Annotated in this window: 18 protein-coding genes and 1 riboswitch; of the genes, 5 read left to right on the top strand and 13 right to left on the bottom strand. The window is 51.0% G+C overall.

From position 1 onward, the window contains the following. Positions 1-6 precede the first annotated feature (6 nt). From EYB31_RS14160 to EYB31_RS14135, 6 genes are all read right to left on the bottom strand, one after another. Positions 7-1,299 carry an ATP-binding protein gene (locus tag EYB31_RS14160; RefSeq protein ID WP_131013990.1) on the bottom strand — a complete coding sequence of 431 codons (1,293 nt, stop codon included), beginning with the start codon at positions 1,297-1,299 and terminating at the stop codon, positions 7-9. 388 nt (positions 1,300-1,687) lie between these two features. After that, complete coding sequence (locus EYB31_RS14155) at positions 1,688-2,338, bottom strand: amino acid ABC transporter permease (RefSeq protein ID WP_131013989.1); 651 nt, start codon at positions 2,336-2,338, stop codon at positions 1,688-1,690. A gap of 11 nt (positions 2,339-2,349) precedes the next feature. Further along, entirely contained in the window at positions 2,350-2,961 is a 612-nt protein-coding gene (locus tag EYB31_RS14150; protein ID WP_131014076.1) for an amino acid ABC transporter permease, read from the bottom strand. Between the two features lie 129 nt (positions 2,962-3,090). Then, positions 3,091-3,930 (bottom strand): glutamate ABC transporter substrate-binding protein, encoded by an 840-nt coding sequence (locus EYB31_RS14145; RefSeq protein ID WP_131013988.1) that lies wholly within the window; start codon positions 3,928-3,930, stop codon positions 3,091-3,093. A gap of 43 nt (positions 3,931-3,973) precedes the next feature. Then, positions 3,974-4,702, bottom strand: a complete 729-nt coding sequence (locus EYB31_RS14140; RefSeq protein WP_131013987.1) for an amino acid ABC transporter ATP-binding protein — start codon at positions 4,700-4,702, stop codon at positions 3,974-3,976. A 322-nt stretch (positions 4,703-5,024) separates the two neighbouring features. Next, positions 5,025-5,906, bottom strand: a complete 882-nt coding sequence (locus EYB31_RS14135; protein WP_131013986.1) for an NmrA/HSCARG family protein — start codon at positions 5,904-5,906, stop codon at positions 5,025-5,027. Between the two features lie 181 nt (positions 5,907-6,087). Here EYB31_RS14135 and EYB31_RS14130 point away from each other — a divergent pair, with 181 nt between their 5' ends. Then, positions 6,088-6,426 carry a winged helix-turn-helix transcriptional regulator gene (locus tag EYB31_RS14130; RefSeq protein ID WP_131013985.1) on the top strand — a complete coding sequence of 113 codons (339 nt, stop codon included), beginning with the start codon at positions 6,088-6,090 and terminating at the stop codon, positions 6,424-6,426. Positions 6,427-6,609: 183 nt separating this feature from the next. On the opposite strand, the gene tyrS is transcribed toward EYB31_RS14130, so the two are convergent. Then, the gene (gene tyrS / locus EYB31_RS14125) at positions 6,610-7,872 is read right to left on the bottom strand and encodes a tyrosine--tRNA ligase (RefSeq protein WP_131014075.1); all 1,263 of its coding nucleotides are present in this window, start codon (positions 7,870-7,872) and stop codon (positions 6,610-6,612) included. Positions 7,873-7,984: 112 nt separating this feature from the next. Then, positions 7,985-8,167 carry a hypothetical protein gene (locus tag EYB31_RS14120; protein WP_131013984.1) on the bottom strand — a complete coding sequence of 61 codons (183 nt, stop codon included), beginning with the start codon at positions 8,165-8,167 and terminating at the stop codon, positions 7,985-7,987. 110 nt (positions 8,168-8,277) lie between these two features. Between EYB31_RS14120 and EYB31_RS14115 the strand changes: the two genes are divergently transcribed. Continuing rightward, positions 8,278-8,652: a YpbS family protein gene (locus EYB31_RS14115; RefSeq protein WP_338119940.1), complete on the top strand. Its 375-nt coding sequence runs from the start codon at positions 8,278-8,280 to the stop codon at positions 8,650-8,652. Between the two features lie 92 nt (positions 8,653-8,744). Next, the gene (locus EYB31_RS14110; RefSeq protein WP_131013983.1) at positions 8,745-9,245 is read left to right on the top strand and encodes a CcdC family protein; all 501 of its coding nucleotides are present in this window, start codon (positions 8,745-8,747) and stop codon (positions 9,243-9,245) included. Between the two features lie 29 nt (positions 9,246-9,274). Here EYB31_RS14110 and sugE read toward each other — a convergent pair whose 3' ends face one another. The 5 genes from sugE to EYB31_RS14085 all read right to left on the bottom strand — a co-directional run bounded on the left by sugE (position 9,275) and on the right by EYB31_RS14085 (position 12,536). Continuing rightward, a complete protein-coding gene (sugE, locus tag EYB31_RS14105) occupies positions 9,275-9,595 on the bottom strand; it encodes a quaternary ammonium compound efflux SMR transporter SugE (RefSeq protein ID WP_131013982.1) in 321 nt (106 codons plus the stop codon). A gap of 74 nt (positions 9,596-9,669) precedes the next feature. Continuing rightward, a riboswitch (guanidine-I (ykkC/yxkD leader) is annotated at positions 9,670-9,768 on the bottom strand. After that, positions 9,763-10,260 carry a signal peptidase II gene (gene lspA, locus EYB31_RS14100; RefSeq protein ID WP_131013981.1) on the bottom strand — a complete coding sequence of 166 codons (498 nt, stop codon included), beginning with the start codon at positions 10,258-10,260 and terminating at the stop codon, positions 9,763-9,765. (Overlaps the previous riboswitch by 6 nt.) Beyond that, complete coding sequence (locus EYB31_RS14095) at positions 10,260-10,700, bottom strand: disulfide oxidoreductase (protein ID WP_131013980.1); 441 nt, start codon at positions 10,698-10,700, stop codon at positions 10,260-10,262. Before EYB31_RS14095 ends, lspA begins: the two co-directional genes overlap by 1 nt. Positions 10,701-10,703: 3 nt before the next feature. Further along, on the bottom strand, positions 10,704-11,411 hold the full coding sequence (locus EYB31_RS14090; RefSeq protein WP_240762405.1) for a DsbA family protein: 708 nt from the start codon (positions 11,409-11,411) through the stop codon (positions 10,704-10,706). Positions 11,412-11,579: 168 nt separating this feature from the next. After that, on the bottom strand, positions 11,580-12,536 hold the full coding sequence (locus EYB31_RS14085; protein WP_240762424.1) for an ABC transporter substrate-binding protein: 957 nt from the start codon (positions 12,534-12,536) through the stop codon (positions 11,580-11,582). A 239-nt stretch (positions 12,537-12,775) separates the two neighbouring features. Here EYB31_RS14085 and EYB31_RS14080 point away from each other — a divergent pair, with 239 nt between their 5' ends. Further along, positions 12,776-13,783 carry a FecCD family ABC transporter permease gene (locus EYB31_RS14080; protein ID WP_131013978.1) on the top strand — a complete coding sequence of 336 codons (1,008 nt, stop codon included), beginning with the start codon at positions 12,776-12,778 and terminating at the stop codon, positions 13,781-13,783. Further along, entirely contained in the window at positions 13,780-14,829 is a 1,050-nt protein-coding gene (locus EYB31_RS14075; protein WP_131013977.1) for a FecCD family ABC transporter permease, read from the top strand. The genes EYB31_RS14080 and EYB31_RS14075 overlap by 4 nt, the downstream gene beginning before the upstream one ends. Positions 14,830-14,860 lie beyond the last annotated feature (31 nt).

Below are 14,860 nucleotides of genomic sequence, written 5' to 3'. Positions count from 1 at the left end.
TTCGCCTCACTCCTTATATAACGCCTTAGTTGGAAACGACACTACGAAAGTGGTCTCATCCGTGTGCTTGTAGGGTTTGAGCTCAATCGAACCTCCGAAGGACTTCACAATGTCACGCACATGGGAAAGCCCGATACCCGTGGCCGCTATGCCTTCTTGGTTAAATTTTGTTGTAAACCCGGGTTCGAACACGACTTCCTTATCTGGTTCCGAAATGCCGGATCCCGTATCGCTGACAATAAACACCGTATCTTGAAGCAAGGCGTACACCTGAATGCGGATGGTCCCCTTGACCTCAATGGCTTCAACGGCGTTGGACACCAAATTGTTCAGCACCGTCAGCAGCGGTATGTAATGGGAAGTTGGATAATTCGTGCGCAGCTCATGCTCCATCCGGATTTCTTTACGCAGCATGCTGCTGTATTCCTGATTGGATTTCAGGACAAACTGCACGATCTCGGAAAGCGCCAATTCGGAAGCGGTTTCCTTATCGGTCAGCTTAATGAGGCCTGCCAGAATACGCTGGGAATCCTTCTTGATCTCATGAATTTGCTGGGTGATTTCAAGAATCGACTTGCTGTAATCTTTGCTTGCCGGCGACTCGTTCAAACGGCAATACAAATCGTAGCTTTTTACGGTAATTTTCTCAATGGCGTCCATCGATTTTTTCAAGTAAAATACCTCGCCGTATAAACCGCTGTTAATCGTCAGCATCTGCTCCATCCGCTTCTGCTGCTCGGCGTGCACAATGCGCATTTGGCTGACCATAATACTGCTGTACAAACCGATTGTAAAATAACAGCGGACCACCGCGGTCACGGAAATCAGCAGCCACTGCGACGGCTGGACAAAAGGCAAATGATACAGCGTGCTGCGGGCGATCAATTCCATTTCGTTGGACATAAAATCGATCACAGCGGTGCACGCTCCAAGAATCAGCGGATGCAGCTCATGCAGCCGTTCCTGGATCAGCCTCATGCCAATCGCAAACACAATATAATACAGCATCGCGGAAAAATGTTTACGCAAACTGTCCAGCAGCATCAGGTGATCGGTAGAAGCAATATCAAGCAAAGTCCGAAACAGCAGCACCGTAACGCCGACCGCAATCCCTGTTTTGATATACGGCAGCTGGCGAATCAGCAATAACAGCAGCAGGAAGGTGCTGCTGCCCAGACCGATGCGAAAGATCTCGCCGCTGAACGGCGTAATTTTAAACTCCCCGGCGATAGCGACAAAAAGCGCAATGATCAGGATTTGCACGCCTTGGCTTTTAACATGATTTTGCATCCATCCCATAACCCAACCTCCGCCGCGAACACACAATAGTACCCAACGGGACATGTATCCCCAACCCGTACTTCTTATTGTACTGCACTTTCCAAAAAATATTAATTCACTGCATTTGTGAAAAAGCCAACCTCGGTTAATGTGGAGGTTAGCTTTTATTTTATATTTTACTCCAGGGGTTTGGCGGGACTGGAATTTTTGTGAATATGTATTCGTGCGGTCATGGAGGGCAAGGGAATTGCCTCGTAAAGTTTACGTCCGCCTTGAAAACCGTATTTTTACCGAAAAGTAAATTCAAAAAAATACGGTTTTCACGAGCGGTGGAGAGGCAATCCCTTCTCGAAATGACCGCAATCACGAATACATATTCACAATCTCCTTCCGCCCGCCAGACCCCCTACACCAGTTTATTCTCCATTCGTTTGGCGGCAAGCGACAGCGCGTAATTGACGGCAAAATAAAGTAGCGCCACCAATGCCAGAATCGGAATCGTGTAATTGTAGCTTTGGCCGATAACGATTTTGGCGTTGTGCATCAAGTCCGGCAAGGAGATGACAATCGCCAAGGAGGTATCCTTCAGCAGCGAAATAAACTGGCTCACCATCGGCGGCATCATCCGGCGCAGCCCCTGGGGCAGCACGATGTGCCATAACGTGCGGACGTAACCGAGTCCGGAAGAACGAGCGGCTTCGATCTGCCCTTTGTCAATCGAGGCAAGACCGCTGCGGACGATTTCGGAAATCATCGCCGCCTCGAATACGGCGAGACCAACGATGGCCGAGTTTTCGACGCCCAGCTTAATGCCGATATCCGGCAGGGCGAAGCGAGTGAAGAAAATAATGAGCAATAACGGCAGGTTCCGAATCAGCTCTACAAGGACTGCGAGAATCGGAGACACAACCGGCATCTTCGTATAACGAACCGTACCGACGATGCAGCCGATAATAAAGCTGAGCACGATGGCGATAAACGCCACCCGTAAGGTAACGAGAAAACCTTCCAATACAAAAACAATATTATGACCTGAAAGCGCGTTAATGATATCCATAAGCTCCCCCCTTAGCCGGCCTTCGCCAGTTTGCGCTCAAAATGCAATGCCATGTAGCTCAAAGGAAGGGTCAATACCAAATAAAGCACAGCGACAAAAATGTACGTATCAAATGTAGCGTAGGTTTTGCTCGCTACCTGATCGCCGTAATACATCAGGTCCAATCCGGCGAAAGCGCCAAGGATGGAGGAGTTTTTCACCAGGTTAATGAACTGGTTGCTGAGCGGCGGAATGACGATTTTGACCGCCTGCGGCAAAATAACGTGCCTCATCGTCTGCATATAGGTAAGACCGGAAGCTCTTGCCGCCTCGGTCTGTCCTTTGGCTACAGCCATAATGCCGGCGCGGATCGCTTCCGCTACAAAAGAAGCCGTATATATCGTCAGACCGATCGTACCGCATACAAAACCGCTTAAGGTCACCCCTACGGCCGGCAGTCCATAGAAAAACACAAACACCACAAGCAGCAGCGGAATATTGCGGATAAATTCGACGTACACCGTCCCGATCCATTGCAGAGGTTTGATGTTGGTAATACGGAAGACGGCAATGATCGTGCCAAGCAGAAAGCTGCCCAGAAGGGAGATCGCGCTGGCCCAAATCGTATTGCCGAAACCTTTCATATAGATATCGAAGTAGTCCGTAAAAATGTCAATATTGGGCAAGATACATCCTCCTTTCTACTCTTCTGTCCGAAATATGAGAAGATGGGCGACGGAGGGGTCTCCCATCTTCCTTTTTCTCCACTTGCTTTACTTCGCAGGAGTTTTGCCGATCCATTTTTCGTAAATTTTGTTGTATTCGCCGTCCGACTGCATCGCTTTCAGCTGTTCGTTCACTTTAGCAACCAGCGCGGATTCGCCTTTCTTAATCGCGATGCCGTATGGCTCGTCGGTAAACGGTTCGCCGACTACTTCAAAGCCGGGATCTTGAACGGCCATTCCGTATAAAATCGCATTGTCCGTCGTAAGCGTATCGCCTTGACCCGCTTTTAACGCGCTGAAGGCGTCTTGATAGTTGTCGAATTCCAGCACGGTTGCGTCCGGCGCTTGCTTCTTAACGTTGTCTACCGAAGTGGAGCCTTTAACCGCAAGCACCTTGGTGCCTTTTTTCACGTCGGTGATGCTTTTGATCGGGCTGCCTTTTTTCACAAGCAGCGATTGACCGGCCTTGAAATACACATCGGTGAAATCAACCTGCTTTTTCCGTTCTTCGTTGATGGTCATGGTTGCGATAATCATATCGATCTCTTTGTTGTCGAGCATCGGGATCCGGGTTTTGGACGTTACTTCCTTCAGCTCAATCTTGTTCTCGTCGCCGACAATCCGCTTGGCCAGCGCTTTGGCGATATCGACGTCAAAACCCTCAACCTTGCCGCTCGCCGGATCCTTCAAGCCGAACAGCTTGGTGTCGTATTTAACGCCGACCACCAGTTTGCCGCGGCTCTTGATTTCATCCATCACCGAAGCCGATTTCGCTCCCGCGGAACCTCCACTTGCGCTGCCGCTATCCTTCGATCCGCAGGCGGTCAGCATCAATGCGGAAATTGCTACAATCGAGACACCCATCGTTAACCATTTTTTCGTTTTCATTCAGCAAAACTCCCCTCATATCGTTAAGTATTTAAGCACAACCTTAATGATTCAGCACACGGTTAAGGAACAATTGCGCCCGCTCTTCCCGCGGATTCGAGAAAAACTGCTCCGGTGGCGAAACCTCCATAATTTGACCCTTATCCATAAAAACAACGCGATCCGATACTTCCTTGGCAAAACCCATCTCATGTGTAACGACGACCATCGTCATGCCTTCTTGAGCAAGCGTCTTCATAACATCCAGTACCTCGCCGACCATCTCCGGATCCAGCGCGGAAGTCGGTTCGTCAAACAACATGATTTGCGGTTTCATCGCTAGCCCTCTGGCGATTGCCACACGCTGCTGCTGGCCCCCGGAAAGCTGGGACGGATGACGATCCGCCTTGTCTGCGATGCCTACTTTGTTCAAATAATACATGGCGGTTTCTTCGGCTTCCTTTTTTGAGATGCCAAGCACCTTCATCGGGGCTAATGTAATGTTGTCAAGCACCTTCATATGAGGGTACAAGTTGAAATGTTGAAACACCATGCCGATGTTGCGGCGCAGCTTGTTGATATCGGTTTTGCCGTCGTTCACCTGTACGCCGTTTACGGTCAATTGTCCGCTCGTAATCGCTTCCAAACGATTGATACAGCGAAGCAGCGTACTTTTACCGGAGCCGGACGGGCCGATCACAACCACCACTTCGCCTTGACTGATTTCCAGATTGATGTTTTTAAGTACATGAAACTCGCCGTAGTGCTTCTCCACTTGCTGAAACGAGATCATAGAACCCCCCTTTCTATCAGATAAAGCGATGAATCCAATGGGCTTCAGCAGACCGCTTGTATAAGGCCGCCGGAGCACAGTGTAAGAATTGGTAACATCTGATGACTTCATTTTAGCCCCCACCTACCGAATCTTACGAAATCCTACACAAAGACTTCATATTTTTATCACAAAAAAGCCAAACTTTTTATTTCCATGTAAGAAAAAACTTGTATTCAGGCATGGTGAAAGTGCTCGAAGGGGCTTCTCACGAAATGCTAAAAAGCCACCCGCTGATAAGCGGATGGCTTTTCACCTTATTCAATTACGGGGACTCGCCGGTTTACCGGCCGGACATCGCGGCGAACTCCGCCGCGCCTTTCTTACTCAGCCAAGCTTCAAACGACGTGAGACCGGGATACCATTCGCGCAATGCCGGAAGATCCGCCACATGGCCTCTCGCATTAAGCCATTCGTAGATGCTTGCCGCTATTTCGCTTTGCTCACGCAGCACCTCCATGGGAATCCGGGCATACTCGATGGATTGCCCGGTAGCGCGGCTAACGGCAGCCGCTATTTCCGGAGGGGTAAGCGCATCGCCGGCCAATTCCAGCGTTCGGCCGATATACCGCTGCGGATGATCCAGCGCCAGTTTGGCGAATGCCCCGATATCGTCAACTGCGATCAAATGAACCGGTACATCCGGGGCGATTGCTTCCGAATAAACGCCTTCGCGGATAGCGGAATACGGACTCACGTAATTTTCCATAAAAAACGTCAGCCTCAAGATCGTCGCCGGCAATCCGATAGCCCGGATATACTTCTCAATCTCCCACTTGGCCAGCGGGCGGAAATGCGCTTGCGTTTCAGCACCGCTCGCCGACGCATAGATGAAATGCTGTACGCCCATTCGCCGCGCTGCATTAGCAACGTTGCTTCCCAGCTCAACCTCCCCGTCGACCGCGGTTAAATCCCATACCGGAGGTTGCACGCTGAATACGCCATATATGTCCTGCATTGCCTGCTCCAGCGCGGCGCGGTCAGCCATATCGCCTTCGTATAACTCGGCGCCCTGCAGCGCGAGTTCTTTGGCTGCAGCTCCTGCTGCATCCCGGGTAAATGCGCGTACCTTCCACCCGCCCGCAAGCAGATGCCGGGCGACCGAACCGCCCTGTTGTCCCGTAGCGCCAAACACCAAAATGGTTTTATTTTGAGTTTCCGTCATATGAAGCGCTCCTCCCTGTATCCAACTATAACGGGGCGAGCGCCTGGTCCCTTTTCAACAGGCGCCGCATATTTCCTATTACGAGCATAATTCAAATGTTATACTTGCATAAGAACGCAATTTATTTTTATATGCTTCAGTTGGCTAGAGCAGCTTACTATAAATAAGGAGGTACCTTGCTATGAATCCAGCAGCTGAGTCTCCCTGTTATGTGCCGATTCGCGCAGCGATGGATGTGATTGGCGGCAAGTGGTCCTATTTCGTGATTGTCCAGTTGTTCCAAGGTCCTCAACGGTTCAACCAATTGCGGCGAAGTTTGGGTGAGGTTAGCATCAAATCATTAACCGACACCTTGCGCCATCTGGAGCAAAACGGAATCGTGCACCGCGAGGTGTTCCCGACCGTTCCGGTCAGTGTGGAATATTCTCTTACGGAAAGCGGATGGGAGTACAGCGGCGTGCTGCTGCGTATGCGTGAGTGGGGAGAGAGATGGAGTGCGGGAGCCGCCACCCCTCATTGAAAAAGCGGCTTACGCCGCGATGCGGATCAAAAATCTAACTCAGCGGCAACTCCATAGTGTTGTAATTATCCTTGTATCAGCACCGGATAGTAAAAAAAATCCTCCTCCGGCCGCATAGACATGCAAACCAGAGGGGGATTTGTTCTTCCGAGGAAGAGTATGTCCTCTTCGCCAGCGTATGTGTTACTGCATTACGATCTTGGCAAATTTGCGTTTGCCGACTTGAATGATGTCGCCGGTCTGCGGCTGCAGCTGCTCGTTCGGGTCGGTGATTTTGCGCTCGTTCAGCTTCACCGCGCCTTGTGCAACGCTGCGGCGGGCTTCCCCGCCCGATGCTTGAAGTCCCAGCGCCGTCAGCAGCTTGAAGACGGAAATCGTGCCCGCCTCCAACTGGTCCGCCGCAAGCGTCACCTCGTCAATTTGCTCCGGCAAGGAACGCTTCTGGAACACCGTGACAAAATGCTGTTCCGCTTCGTCCGCGGCTTCTTGCCCGTGATACATCGCAACGTACTGCTTAGCCAAGCGTACCTTGGCGTCGCGCGGATGGACGGAACCGTCCTCCAAGCCTTGACGCAGCCCGGCCAATTCCTCGTTTGAAATCGAAGTCGTCAGCTCGTAGTATTTGAGCATCAGCTCATCCGGGATCGACATCGTTTTGCCGAAAATTTCGTTGGGGGCCTCGTCGATACCGATATAATTGCCGAGACTTTTGCTCATTTTTTGCACGCCGTCCAAACCTTCGAGCAGCGGCATCAAAATCGCGACTTGGCCGTCCCCTTCCCCGCTGTCATAAGCATTTTGCAGCGTACGGCCCATCAGGATGTTAAAGGTTTGATCGGTCCCGCCCAGCTCGATATCGGTATGCAGCGCAACCGAATCGTAACCCTGCATCAGCGGGTAAAAGAACTCGTGAATATGGATCGGCTGACCTCCGGCATACCGCTTGGCAAAATCGTCGCGCTCCAGCATCCGCGCCACCGTCAGCTTGCCGGCAAGCTGCAGCACATCGGCAAAGTTCATCGCGCCAAGCCATTGCGAGTTGTAGTAAAATTTGGTTTTGTGCGCATCCAGCACCTTGTAGATCTGCTTCTGGTAAGTTTCCGCATTGCGCTTTACGTCTTCTTCGCTGAGCTGTTTGCGTGTCTCCGATTTGCCCGTAGGATCGCCGATCCGGCCGGTGAAATCGCCGATAATCAACTGAACCTCATGCCCGAGCTCCTGAAACTGCCGCAGCTTATGCAGCACGACCGTATGTCCGATATGAATATCCGGAGCCGAAGGATCTAAGCCCAGCTTCACCTTTAACGGTTCTCCGGTTACGACAAATTGGATAAGTTTCTGCTTCAAAGCCGCCTCCGGTACAATATCGGCCACACCGCGGCGTATCGTATCCAACTGGCGGTTCACTTCGTGCTGCTGCTCGGCGGTGAGCTGTTCCCACTTCATCATGATTCATTCCTCCCTGGCAATAGTGTGCTTGTTTGTTCCTTGAAAAACACAAAAAAACGCAGCTTTTATCGTCCTGTAAGGGACGAGAAGCTGCGCTCGCGGTACCACCCTATTTGAAAAAGCCGGCCACCGGCTTCCTCCACTCATTGTTTTTGATAACGGCAAACGGTGTTGCCGGGTAGAAGCTACTGGTGCCCGCAGGCATGTTCCCCTCTATCTGCTCGGGACTGTAATTCGGATTCATGGCTGTGCCGGTTTGCACCTTCCACCGGCTCTCTGCAAGCAGCATCACGATTCTTACTATGGCGGCAATCCGCCGTGTCCTTCATAGCTTTGACGGTATTTAATTAAAGGATATTAAATCACATTCCGGCGGCAGTGTCAATTCCGTTACAACATGCTTTGCATACGGCGAATCTGCCGCTGCGCGGCTGTCTCCCAATTGAGCCGGCCTGCAATATGTGGTATAACAAAAACGACCGGAGTTTTTTTTATATTTTGAACGACGAACAGGAGAATGTCATGATGGATGTCCGCCAAGCTATTACCGACCACACGAAAAAAATGAATCAACATCTTGAACAATTTGTCGAGCTGGATGCGCTTCGCGAACAAGCGATCGAGAAAGCTATTGCGTCCTGCAAAGCGGGTCAGCCTTTTACCGTCGACGAAATTAATCGCTATACCCAGCTTATTAACGAACACGCCAAACAAGGCATTTCGCCGCTGCGCAAATTCGTAAGCGCCCAGATGGTCGAAGAGTTCGCCAGCAGGTAAATCCCGCCATTTCCGCTAATGGCCGCCTTCGATTTCATTGCTACACCATGCTATAATGGATAAAGCAGGTTTCTTGGATTGGAGCTGATACAATGAATTTAGGCTCGTTAAATATACAAACAACCGCCACGATCGGCGTCATATGCATGGCGGTTCTCTCCATCTTCATTCGTTTGAAAGCCGGCAGCAGACCGGTAACCGCCAAAAAAATTATGATTCCGCCGCTGGGCATGAGCACGGGGTTCCTGATGTTCGCCGTTCCGTTAGTGCGCATCTCCTGGGAAATGGCGCTTGTCGCTTTTTTGGTCGGAGCTTGTCTTTTTTCCGTGCCGCTTATATTGACGACACGTTTTCAGATCACCGACGGACAAGTTTACATGAAACGTTCGAAATGGTTTGCCTTTATCTTGATCGGACTGCTCATTATTCGTTTGGCGCTGCACAATATCGTGGAGCAATATATTTCGATTCCGCAAACAGGCGCCGTCTTTTTCCTGCTGGCGTTTGGCATGATTTTACCGTGGCGATTGGCGATGTTCCGCCAATACTCGCAATTGCTCGCACATAAGGACCGTCCCGCCAGCATGTCTTAAGCTGACAGGACGTTTTTTTGTGCCGCTCATTAGTGCCCGGAGGAAAATTTCAATCCCACGACACCAACCACGATAAATAACAAAAACATAATCCGCTGCCAGTTGCTTGGCTCATGCAGGAACAAAATCCCGACCAGTACCGCGCCGACCGCGCCGATCCCTGTCCAAGCCGCGTAAGCGGTGCCGATAGGCAGCGTTTTGGTCGCGATCGCCAGAAAATAAAAACTGATCACCATACCGACAATCGTAATCACTGACGGCACCAGCCTTGTAAATCCGTTTGTCTCCTTCAAGGAAATCGCCCATACGACCTCAAACAAACCGGCGATCAGCACATACACCCATGCCATAACCACCAACTCCTCTCTTGTTGTATTGTTTCCGGAGCAAGCAAAAAAAGCCCGGAAAGATATCTGAAAAGATATCCTCCCGGGCTTTTATCCCTCCGTGAACATGGCCGCGCCATGCGTTTTCTCTCGGACCGGACCGGCGTTAGCGCCGCGGAACCCTAGAAAACTTATGGTTTATTATATCTGTCCCCGCCGCGCTTGTAAATGGCATTTTTGATCATCTGCACGGCAATGTCCGCAATAACCAGCAGAATGCCTGCGTTGATGGCCAGATCCGCCAAGTTCAGGACACCGTGCCCTTCGCGGAAAACGAGAAAATCCGTCACTTTTCCAAACAGCAGCCGATCTATCGCATTGCCGAGCGCCCCTCCGACCAGAAACGCCATGCCCGCGTCCATCAATCCGCCGCGAAACGAGCCTTGTTTCCGGTAGTACATTACACCTGCGACAAAAAGAAGCGCCATCACCATAAACAACCGGGCATACCCTTGAAACAGGCTCCGGGCCATGCCGCTGTTCTCGTAATATGTCAAGGTCAGCAGATGGTTCCAGAGCGGCATGGTTTCTCCCAATGTGAAATGAGAACGAATCAGCCATTTGCCGAGCTGATCCACTACGATCACAAAGCCGGCAATTCCGTAGAACCATTTATCCCGGCCCGTCATTACGCTTGCTCCGGTTTTGTTCTTCCGCACCACAAAAATATCGTGATGAGAATAAAAGCGATCAGCGCCATAAACGGAATCGTAATGAACCCAAACCAGTTCAAATAATCTTCGTTGCAGGGAACGCCGGAGGTGCAGGGCAGCAGCTTGGCCAAACCGGGTATTTTTTGCTCCGCATAATGATACAACGAGAACAGGCCGCCAATAATGCTAAGCGGGAGCGCATAAGCGATCTGCCCGCGGTCGTTCGTGTAGCTTGCTCTTCCGAGTAGAATCACCAGGGGGTACATAAAGATGCGCTGGAACCAGCAAAGCTTGCATGGCGCAAAACCGATGACCTCGCTCAGAAACAGGCTGCCCAGCGTCGCCACCAGCGACACTACCCAGGCAAAATATAGCGCATAATCATACATCGTACGTCGTACCCGCGAATCACTCATCGATTATTTCGCACCTTTTTGAGCTTTCTCGATGGCTGCCTTAACCTTGGCGTAGTCCATCGCCTCTTCCATCTTCTCGCCATTGATAAACAACGTCGGCGTGCCGGTTACGTTTAGTTTTTTGGCCATCGCGTTATGCTCGTCCACTTCGGCCGCATACGTCCTCGAAACGATATCCTGCTGCAGCTTGTTGAAGTCGATAGGCAGGTTTTGCTGCTTGGCCAGGTTCACCAGAAATTCAGGTGTTGCCCATTGGAGCTTCTCGTTCTGTTGATTTTTGTACAAAGCGTCGTAAAACTTCCAATAAGCGTCGTTGTTCTGATGATAAATCGACTGCGCGGCCAGCGCAGCGGTATATGAGTCCGGTCCGATAAACGTAAAGTTCATGAAATAAAAGGAAACCCCGCCTTTGTCGACAAAATCCTTCTTAATCTGCGGTTCGATCTGCTGGCTGAAAAATTGGCAGGAAGGACATTTGTAGTCGCCGAATTCGACCACTTTCACCGGCGCATCGGGCGATCCCAGTATAGGAAGCTTGTCGTATGCAAAAGCGGCGGGCGCAGGCTTCGGTATAAAAACAAAAGCAAGAATAAGCAATACCACAAGCCCCGATACCGTAATCCAGGTTAAATTTTTCATTTTCTGCTGCTGCTTTTGCTTCTCAGCTTTGCGCTGATTTTTGTAGCTGGCTTTGCTTGTCGTGTTATTCAAAAATGTCCAACCCCTTACTTAATATCGTTATGTAATATCATAACCTACTTTAGTACATACGTACAAAACCTTCAAAAGGTTTGCTTCTTTTTATTTGAATGAGAGGGTAAAAATAAAACCATGCACTGAGCCGCGCTCAAGATACATGGTTTATTTGACTTAAAGCTTTTATTTCATGTTGTCATACATTTTGAACAATTGGTCGAGCAGCAGGTTAGCCGCTCTAACGCCTCCGGCTGTGTTCCAGATCGCGTCATCCACTTTGAAAGCTTTGCCCGCTTTGACGACGTTCAAGTTTTTCCAGATCGGATCGTTCAGAATCTCTTCTTCCAGCTTGGTTCCTTTACCGTCCCCGGTTTCATACGTGAAGTACACCATCATGTCGGCTTCCGCTTCAGGGAGTCTTTCTTTCGTAATCTCATCCGCGAACGTTTCCTTGCTTTTGCTCTCCGGACGAGCAATGCCGATTTGTTTGAAAATGACGCCGGTAAACGTGTCTTCGCGGTAAATCCGCATTCGGCCCGGCATAAAACGTACAACGGAAACCGTTTTCTTCAGCTTGTCTCCGGCTTTACCTTTAAAATCGTCGATCCGCTTGTCGAAGTCGGCAATGACCTTCGCGCCTTCGGCTTTCTTGTTCAAAGCTTCCATATACAACTTGTAATTTTCTTTCCATTCACCGCGCAGCGTTTCGGACATAACTGTCGGCGCGATCGCTTTAAGCTGCGGGTATACTTTTTCCTGGCGCATCTTATTGCCGATGATCAGATCGGGCTTCAGACCGGCGATCAGCTCGATATTCGGCTGGCTTTCTTCGCCGACTACCGTAACGCCCTGCATATCCGCTTTGATATGTTCATACCAAGGATTGCCGGTGAAGGATTTAACCGCACCAACCGGCTTTACCCCAACGGAAAGCAGCGCTTCCGTACCTTCGTTAGTAAGAATGACGACTCTTTGGGGAGTTCCTTTAATTTCCGTTTCTCCCATCGCATGTTTAATGACGCGAACCTCGTCTGTTTTAGGAGCAGCTGCGTTGCCGCCTGTATTCGCCGCCGGAGCCGGTGCCGCCTGTTCTTTGCTGCCGCAACCAACCAAAAATAACATGATTGAGAGCACGACCATGAACCCCCGGATGAAGTTTCTATTGTGTTTGTTTTGCACCCGATGTGCCTCCTTTTTCATATGTAGCATCTTAATAAATGATGATAACGATTATCATTACCGTATGATACTATAAACGGTAATTGCCTTGTTGTCAACAATAATGTTGATAATGATTATCAGAGTCATTGACACATCCGGCTAGTTCTCCTAATATAGAACGTAAAGCTACAACTTAACTGCGAAAGTAGGCTTGTCTCATGGTTCGGCTGCAAAGCGCCCGGCAGAAGACCGCCGGTCTGATTTTTTTTCTTGTTATTTTGCTGCTCTGCATGGCGGGCAGTATATTGTTTGGGATAACCCGGATTCCTTTTGCCAGAGTCATTGAAGCTTACAGTCAGTTTAACGGCTCCACCGAGCATCTCATTATCCGTACAGCCCGCGTGCCGCGAGCTTTGATCGCCGCTGCGGTTGGCGGAAGCTTAGCCGTTGCAGGCACACTGATGCAGGCTCTTACGCGGAACCCGCTGGCATCGCCCAGCTTGTTCGGCATTAACTCGGGAGCCGCGCTGCTGATCGTCATCGCATCCGGTTTTTTTAATGTATCGGGCTTAAAAGCATTTACCTGGCTCGCTTTCGCCGGGGCCGCGATCAGCGCAATCGTCGTCTACGCTCTCGGATCAATCGGCCGCGACGGCATGAATCCGATCAAGATTACACTTGCCGGGGCGGCGGTTACCGCTTTATTCGCTTCGTTAATGCAGGGGATTCTCCTGACAAACGGGAAAACGTTCGAACAGGTGCTGTTCTGGATCGTCGGTTCCGTTGCAGGCCGCGAAATGTCCATGCTGGAAAGTGTTTTTCCTTATATGTTATGCGGGTTTGTCGCATCGCTGATTATTGCCAGGCAGGTCAATGTGCTCGCTATGGGTGACGATGTGGCCAAAGGTTTGGGCCAGCGGACTGCGATGATTAAGCTGGTATGCGCGGTTGTGATCGTATTTTTGGCCGGCGGCTCCGTCGCTGTAGCCGGACCCATCGCGTTTATCGGGATTATCATCCCGCACATCACCCGTTTTCTAGTCGGCACTGATCACCGTTGGGTCATTCCGTACTGTATTGTGCTTGGGGCGATCCTGCTTGTCGGAGCCGATCTTGGCGCAAGATTCATCGCCATGCCGAAAGAGGTTCCCGTCGGTGTCATGACGGCCCTGATCGGCGTACCCTTCTTTGTGTACATAGCAAGAAAAGGAGGGTTCTCATCATGAAGCTGCATAAAAGTTTCGCCCTCCGCGACCGGGGCGGCCGCTTCTCGGCGCTGCTTTCTTACAAAACGATTTGGGTTTGCATCATACTTGCCATTATTAATATCATTCTTGCCGTTATCAGCATCGGGGTCGGCAGCAGCCGCATTCCTGTGGATGAAGTGATTAAAACGCTGTTTGGTTACGGCAGCGATACAAGTTCGACGATCATTTACACGCTGCGTTTGCCGCGAATTCTCATTGCCCTGTTGGCCGGCGCCTCGCTTGCCGTAGCCGGAGCAATACTGCAAGGCATTATCCGCAATCCGCTGGCTTCGCCGGATATTGCCGGGATTACCGGAGGAGCGACACTTGGGGCGGTCAGTTTCTTTTATTTTCTGGGGCAGACAATCACGATTCATCTGCTGCCTATCGCCGCCGTCATCGGAGCTTTTATCGTATCCGGCATCATTTACATGTTCGCCTGGAAGGGCGGGGTCTCTCCGCTGCGGCTTGTGCTGATCGGGATCGGCATGTCGACCGCGATGAGTTCGCTCACTTATATGCTGCTGATTTCCGGGCCGATCGTGCTGGCGAACAAATCGCTCACTTTTATGACCGGCAGCATTTACGGTGTCGCTTGGGAAACGGACGTTTTCCCGATGCTGCCTTATGTGTGTATCCTGCTGCCGTTCGTATTCCTACAGGCGCGCAACATCAATGTGCAGGAGCTAGGCGACGATGTTGCCGCCGGCATCGGTTCCAAAGTGCAGCGCCAGCGCCTGCTGCTGCTCTGCTGCAGCGTAGCGCTCGCCGGTGCGGCGGTAGCCATCTGCGGGGCGGTCAGCTTTATCGGTTTGATGGCGCCGCATATCGCTCGCAAGCTGGTCGGCCCTTCCTTCGGAGGCGTGCTGCCGGTCAGCGCGTTAACCGGCTCGTTTGTACTGCTGCTGGCCGACTTGATTGCACGCACGGCGTTTTCGCCGCTTGATATTCCGGCAGGCGTGTTCACCGCAGCCGTCGGCGCTCCATTCTTCATTTACCTGTTGTACAAACACCGCAGCCGCTAATAAGTGCCATTGGCTTTCCTGCGGAAAGCCC

Origin of the sequence: Paenibacillus thalictri (genome assembly GCF_004307995.1) — a bacterium.
In the GTDB taxonomy this organism is placed as follows: Bacteria; Bacillota; Bacilli; order Paenibacillales; family NBRC-103111; genus Paenibacillus_AF; species Paenibacillus_AF thalictri.
The sequence above is the reverse complement of the archived record's forward strand: the minus strand, read 5'-3'. Positions and strand labels throughout refer to the sequence as shown.

Coding starts and splice junctions, on each gene's coding strand:
- EYB31_RS14150 (WP_131014076.1), bottom strand. CDS start 2,961: ATGAAAGGTTTCGGCAATACGATTTGGGCCAGCGCGATCTCCCTTCTG.
- EYB31_RS14160 (WP_131013990.1), bottom strand. CDS start 1,299: ATGGGATGGATGCAAAATCATGTTAAAAGCCAAGGCGTGCAAATCCTG.
- lspA (WP_131013981.1), bottom strand. CDS start 10,260: ATGACGGGCCGGGATAAATGGTTCTACGGAATTGCCGGCTTTGTGATC.
- EYB31_RS14085 (WP_240762424.1), bottom strand. CDS start 12,536: ATGGTCGTGCTCTCAATCATGTTATTTTTGGTTGGTTGCGGCAGCAAA.
- EYB31_RS14130 (WP_131013985.1), top strand. CDS start 6,088: ATGAATCCAGCAGCTGAGTCTCCCTGTTATGTGCCGATTCGCGCAGCG.
- EYB31_RS14155 (WP_131013989.1), bottom strand. CDS start 2,338: ATGGATATCATTAACGCGCTTTCAGGTCATAATATTGTTTTTGTATTG.
- EYB31_RS14095 (WP_131013980.1), bottom strand. CDS start 10,700: ATGAGTGATTCGCGGGTACGACGTACGATGTATGATTATGCGCTATAT.
- sugE (WP_131013982.1), bottom strand. CDS start 9,595: ATGGCATGGGTGTATGTGCTGATCGCCGGTTTGTTTGAGGTCGTATGG.
- EYB31_RS14145 (WP_131013988.1), bottom strand. CDS start 3,930: ATGAAAACGAAAAAATGGTTAACGATGGGTGTCTCGATTGTAGCAATT.
- EYB31_RS14135 (WP_131013986.1), bottom strand. CDS start 5,906: ATGACGGAAACTCAAAATAAAACCATTTTGGTGTTTGGCGCTACGGGA.
- EYB31_RS14080 (WP_131013978.1), top strand. CDS start 12,776: ATGGTTCGGCTGCAAAGCGCCCGGCAGAAGACCGCCGGTCTGATTTTT.
- EYB31_RS14075 (WP_131013977.1), top strand. CDS start 13,780: ATGAAGCTGCATAAAAGTTTCGCCCTCCGCGACCGGGGCGGCCGCTTC.
- EYB31_RS14140 (WP_131013987.1), bottom strand. CDS start 4,702: ATGATCTCGTTTCAGCAAGTGGAGAAGCACTACGGCGAGTTTCATGTA.
- tyrS (WP_131014075.1), bottom strand. CDS start 7,872: ATGAAGTGGGAACAGCTCACCGCCGAGCAGCAGCACGAAGTGAACCGC.
- EYB31_RS14110 (WP_131013983.1), top strand. CDS start 8,745: ATGAATTTAGGCTCGTTAAATATACAAACAACCGCCACGATCGGCGTC.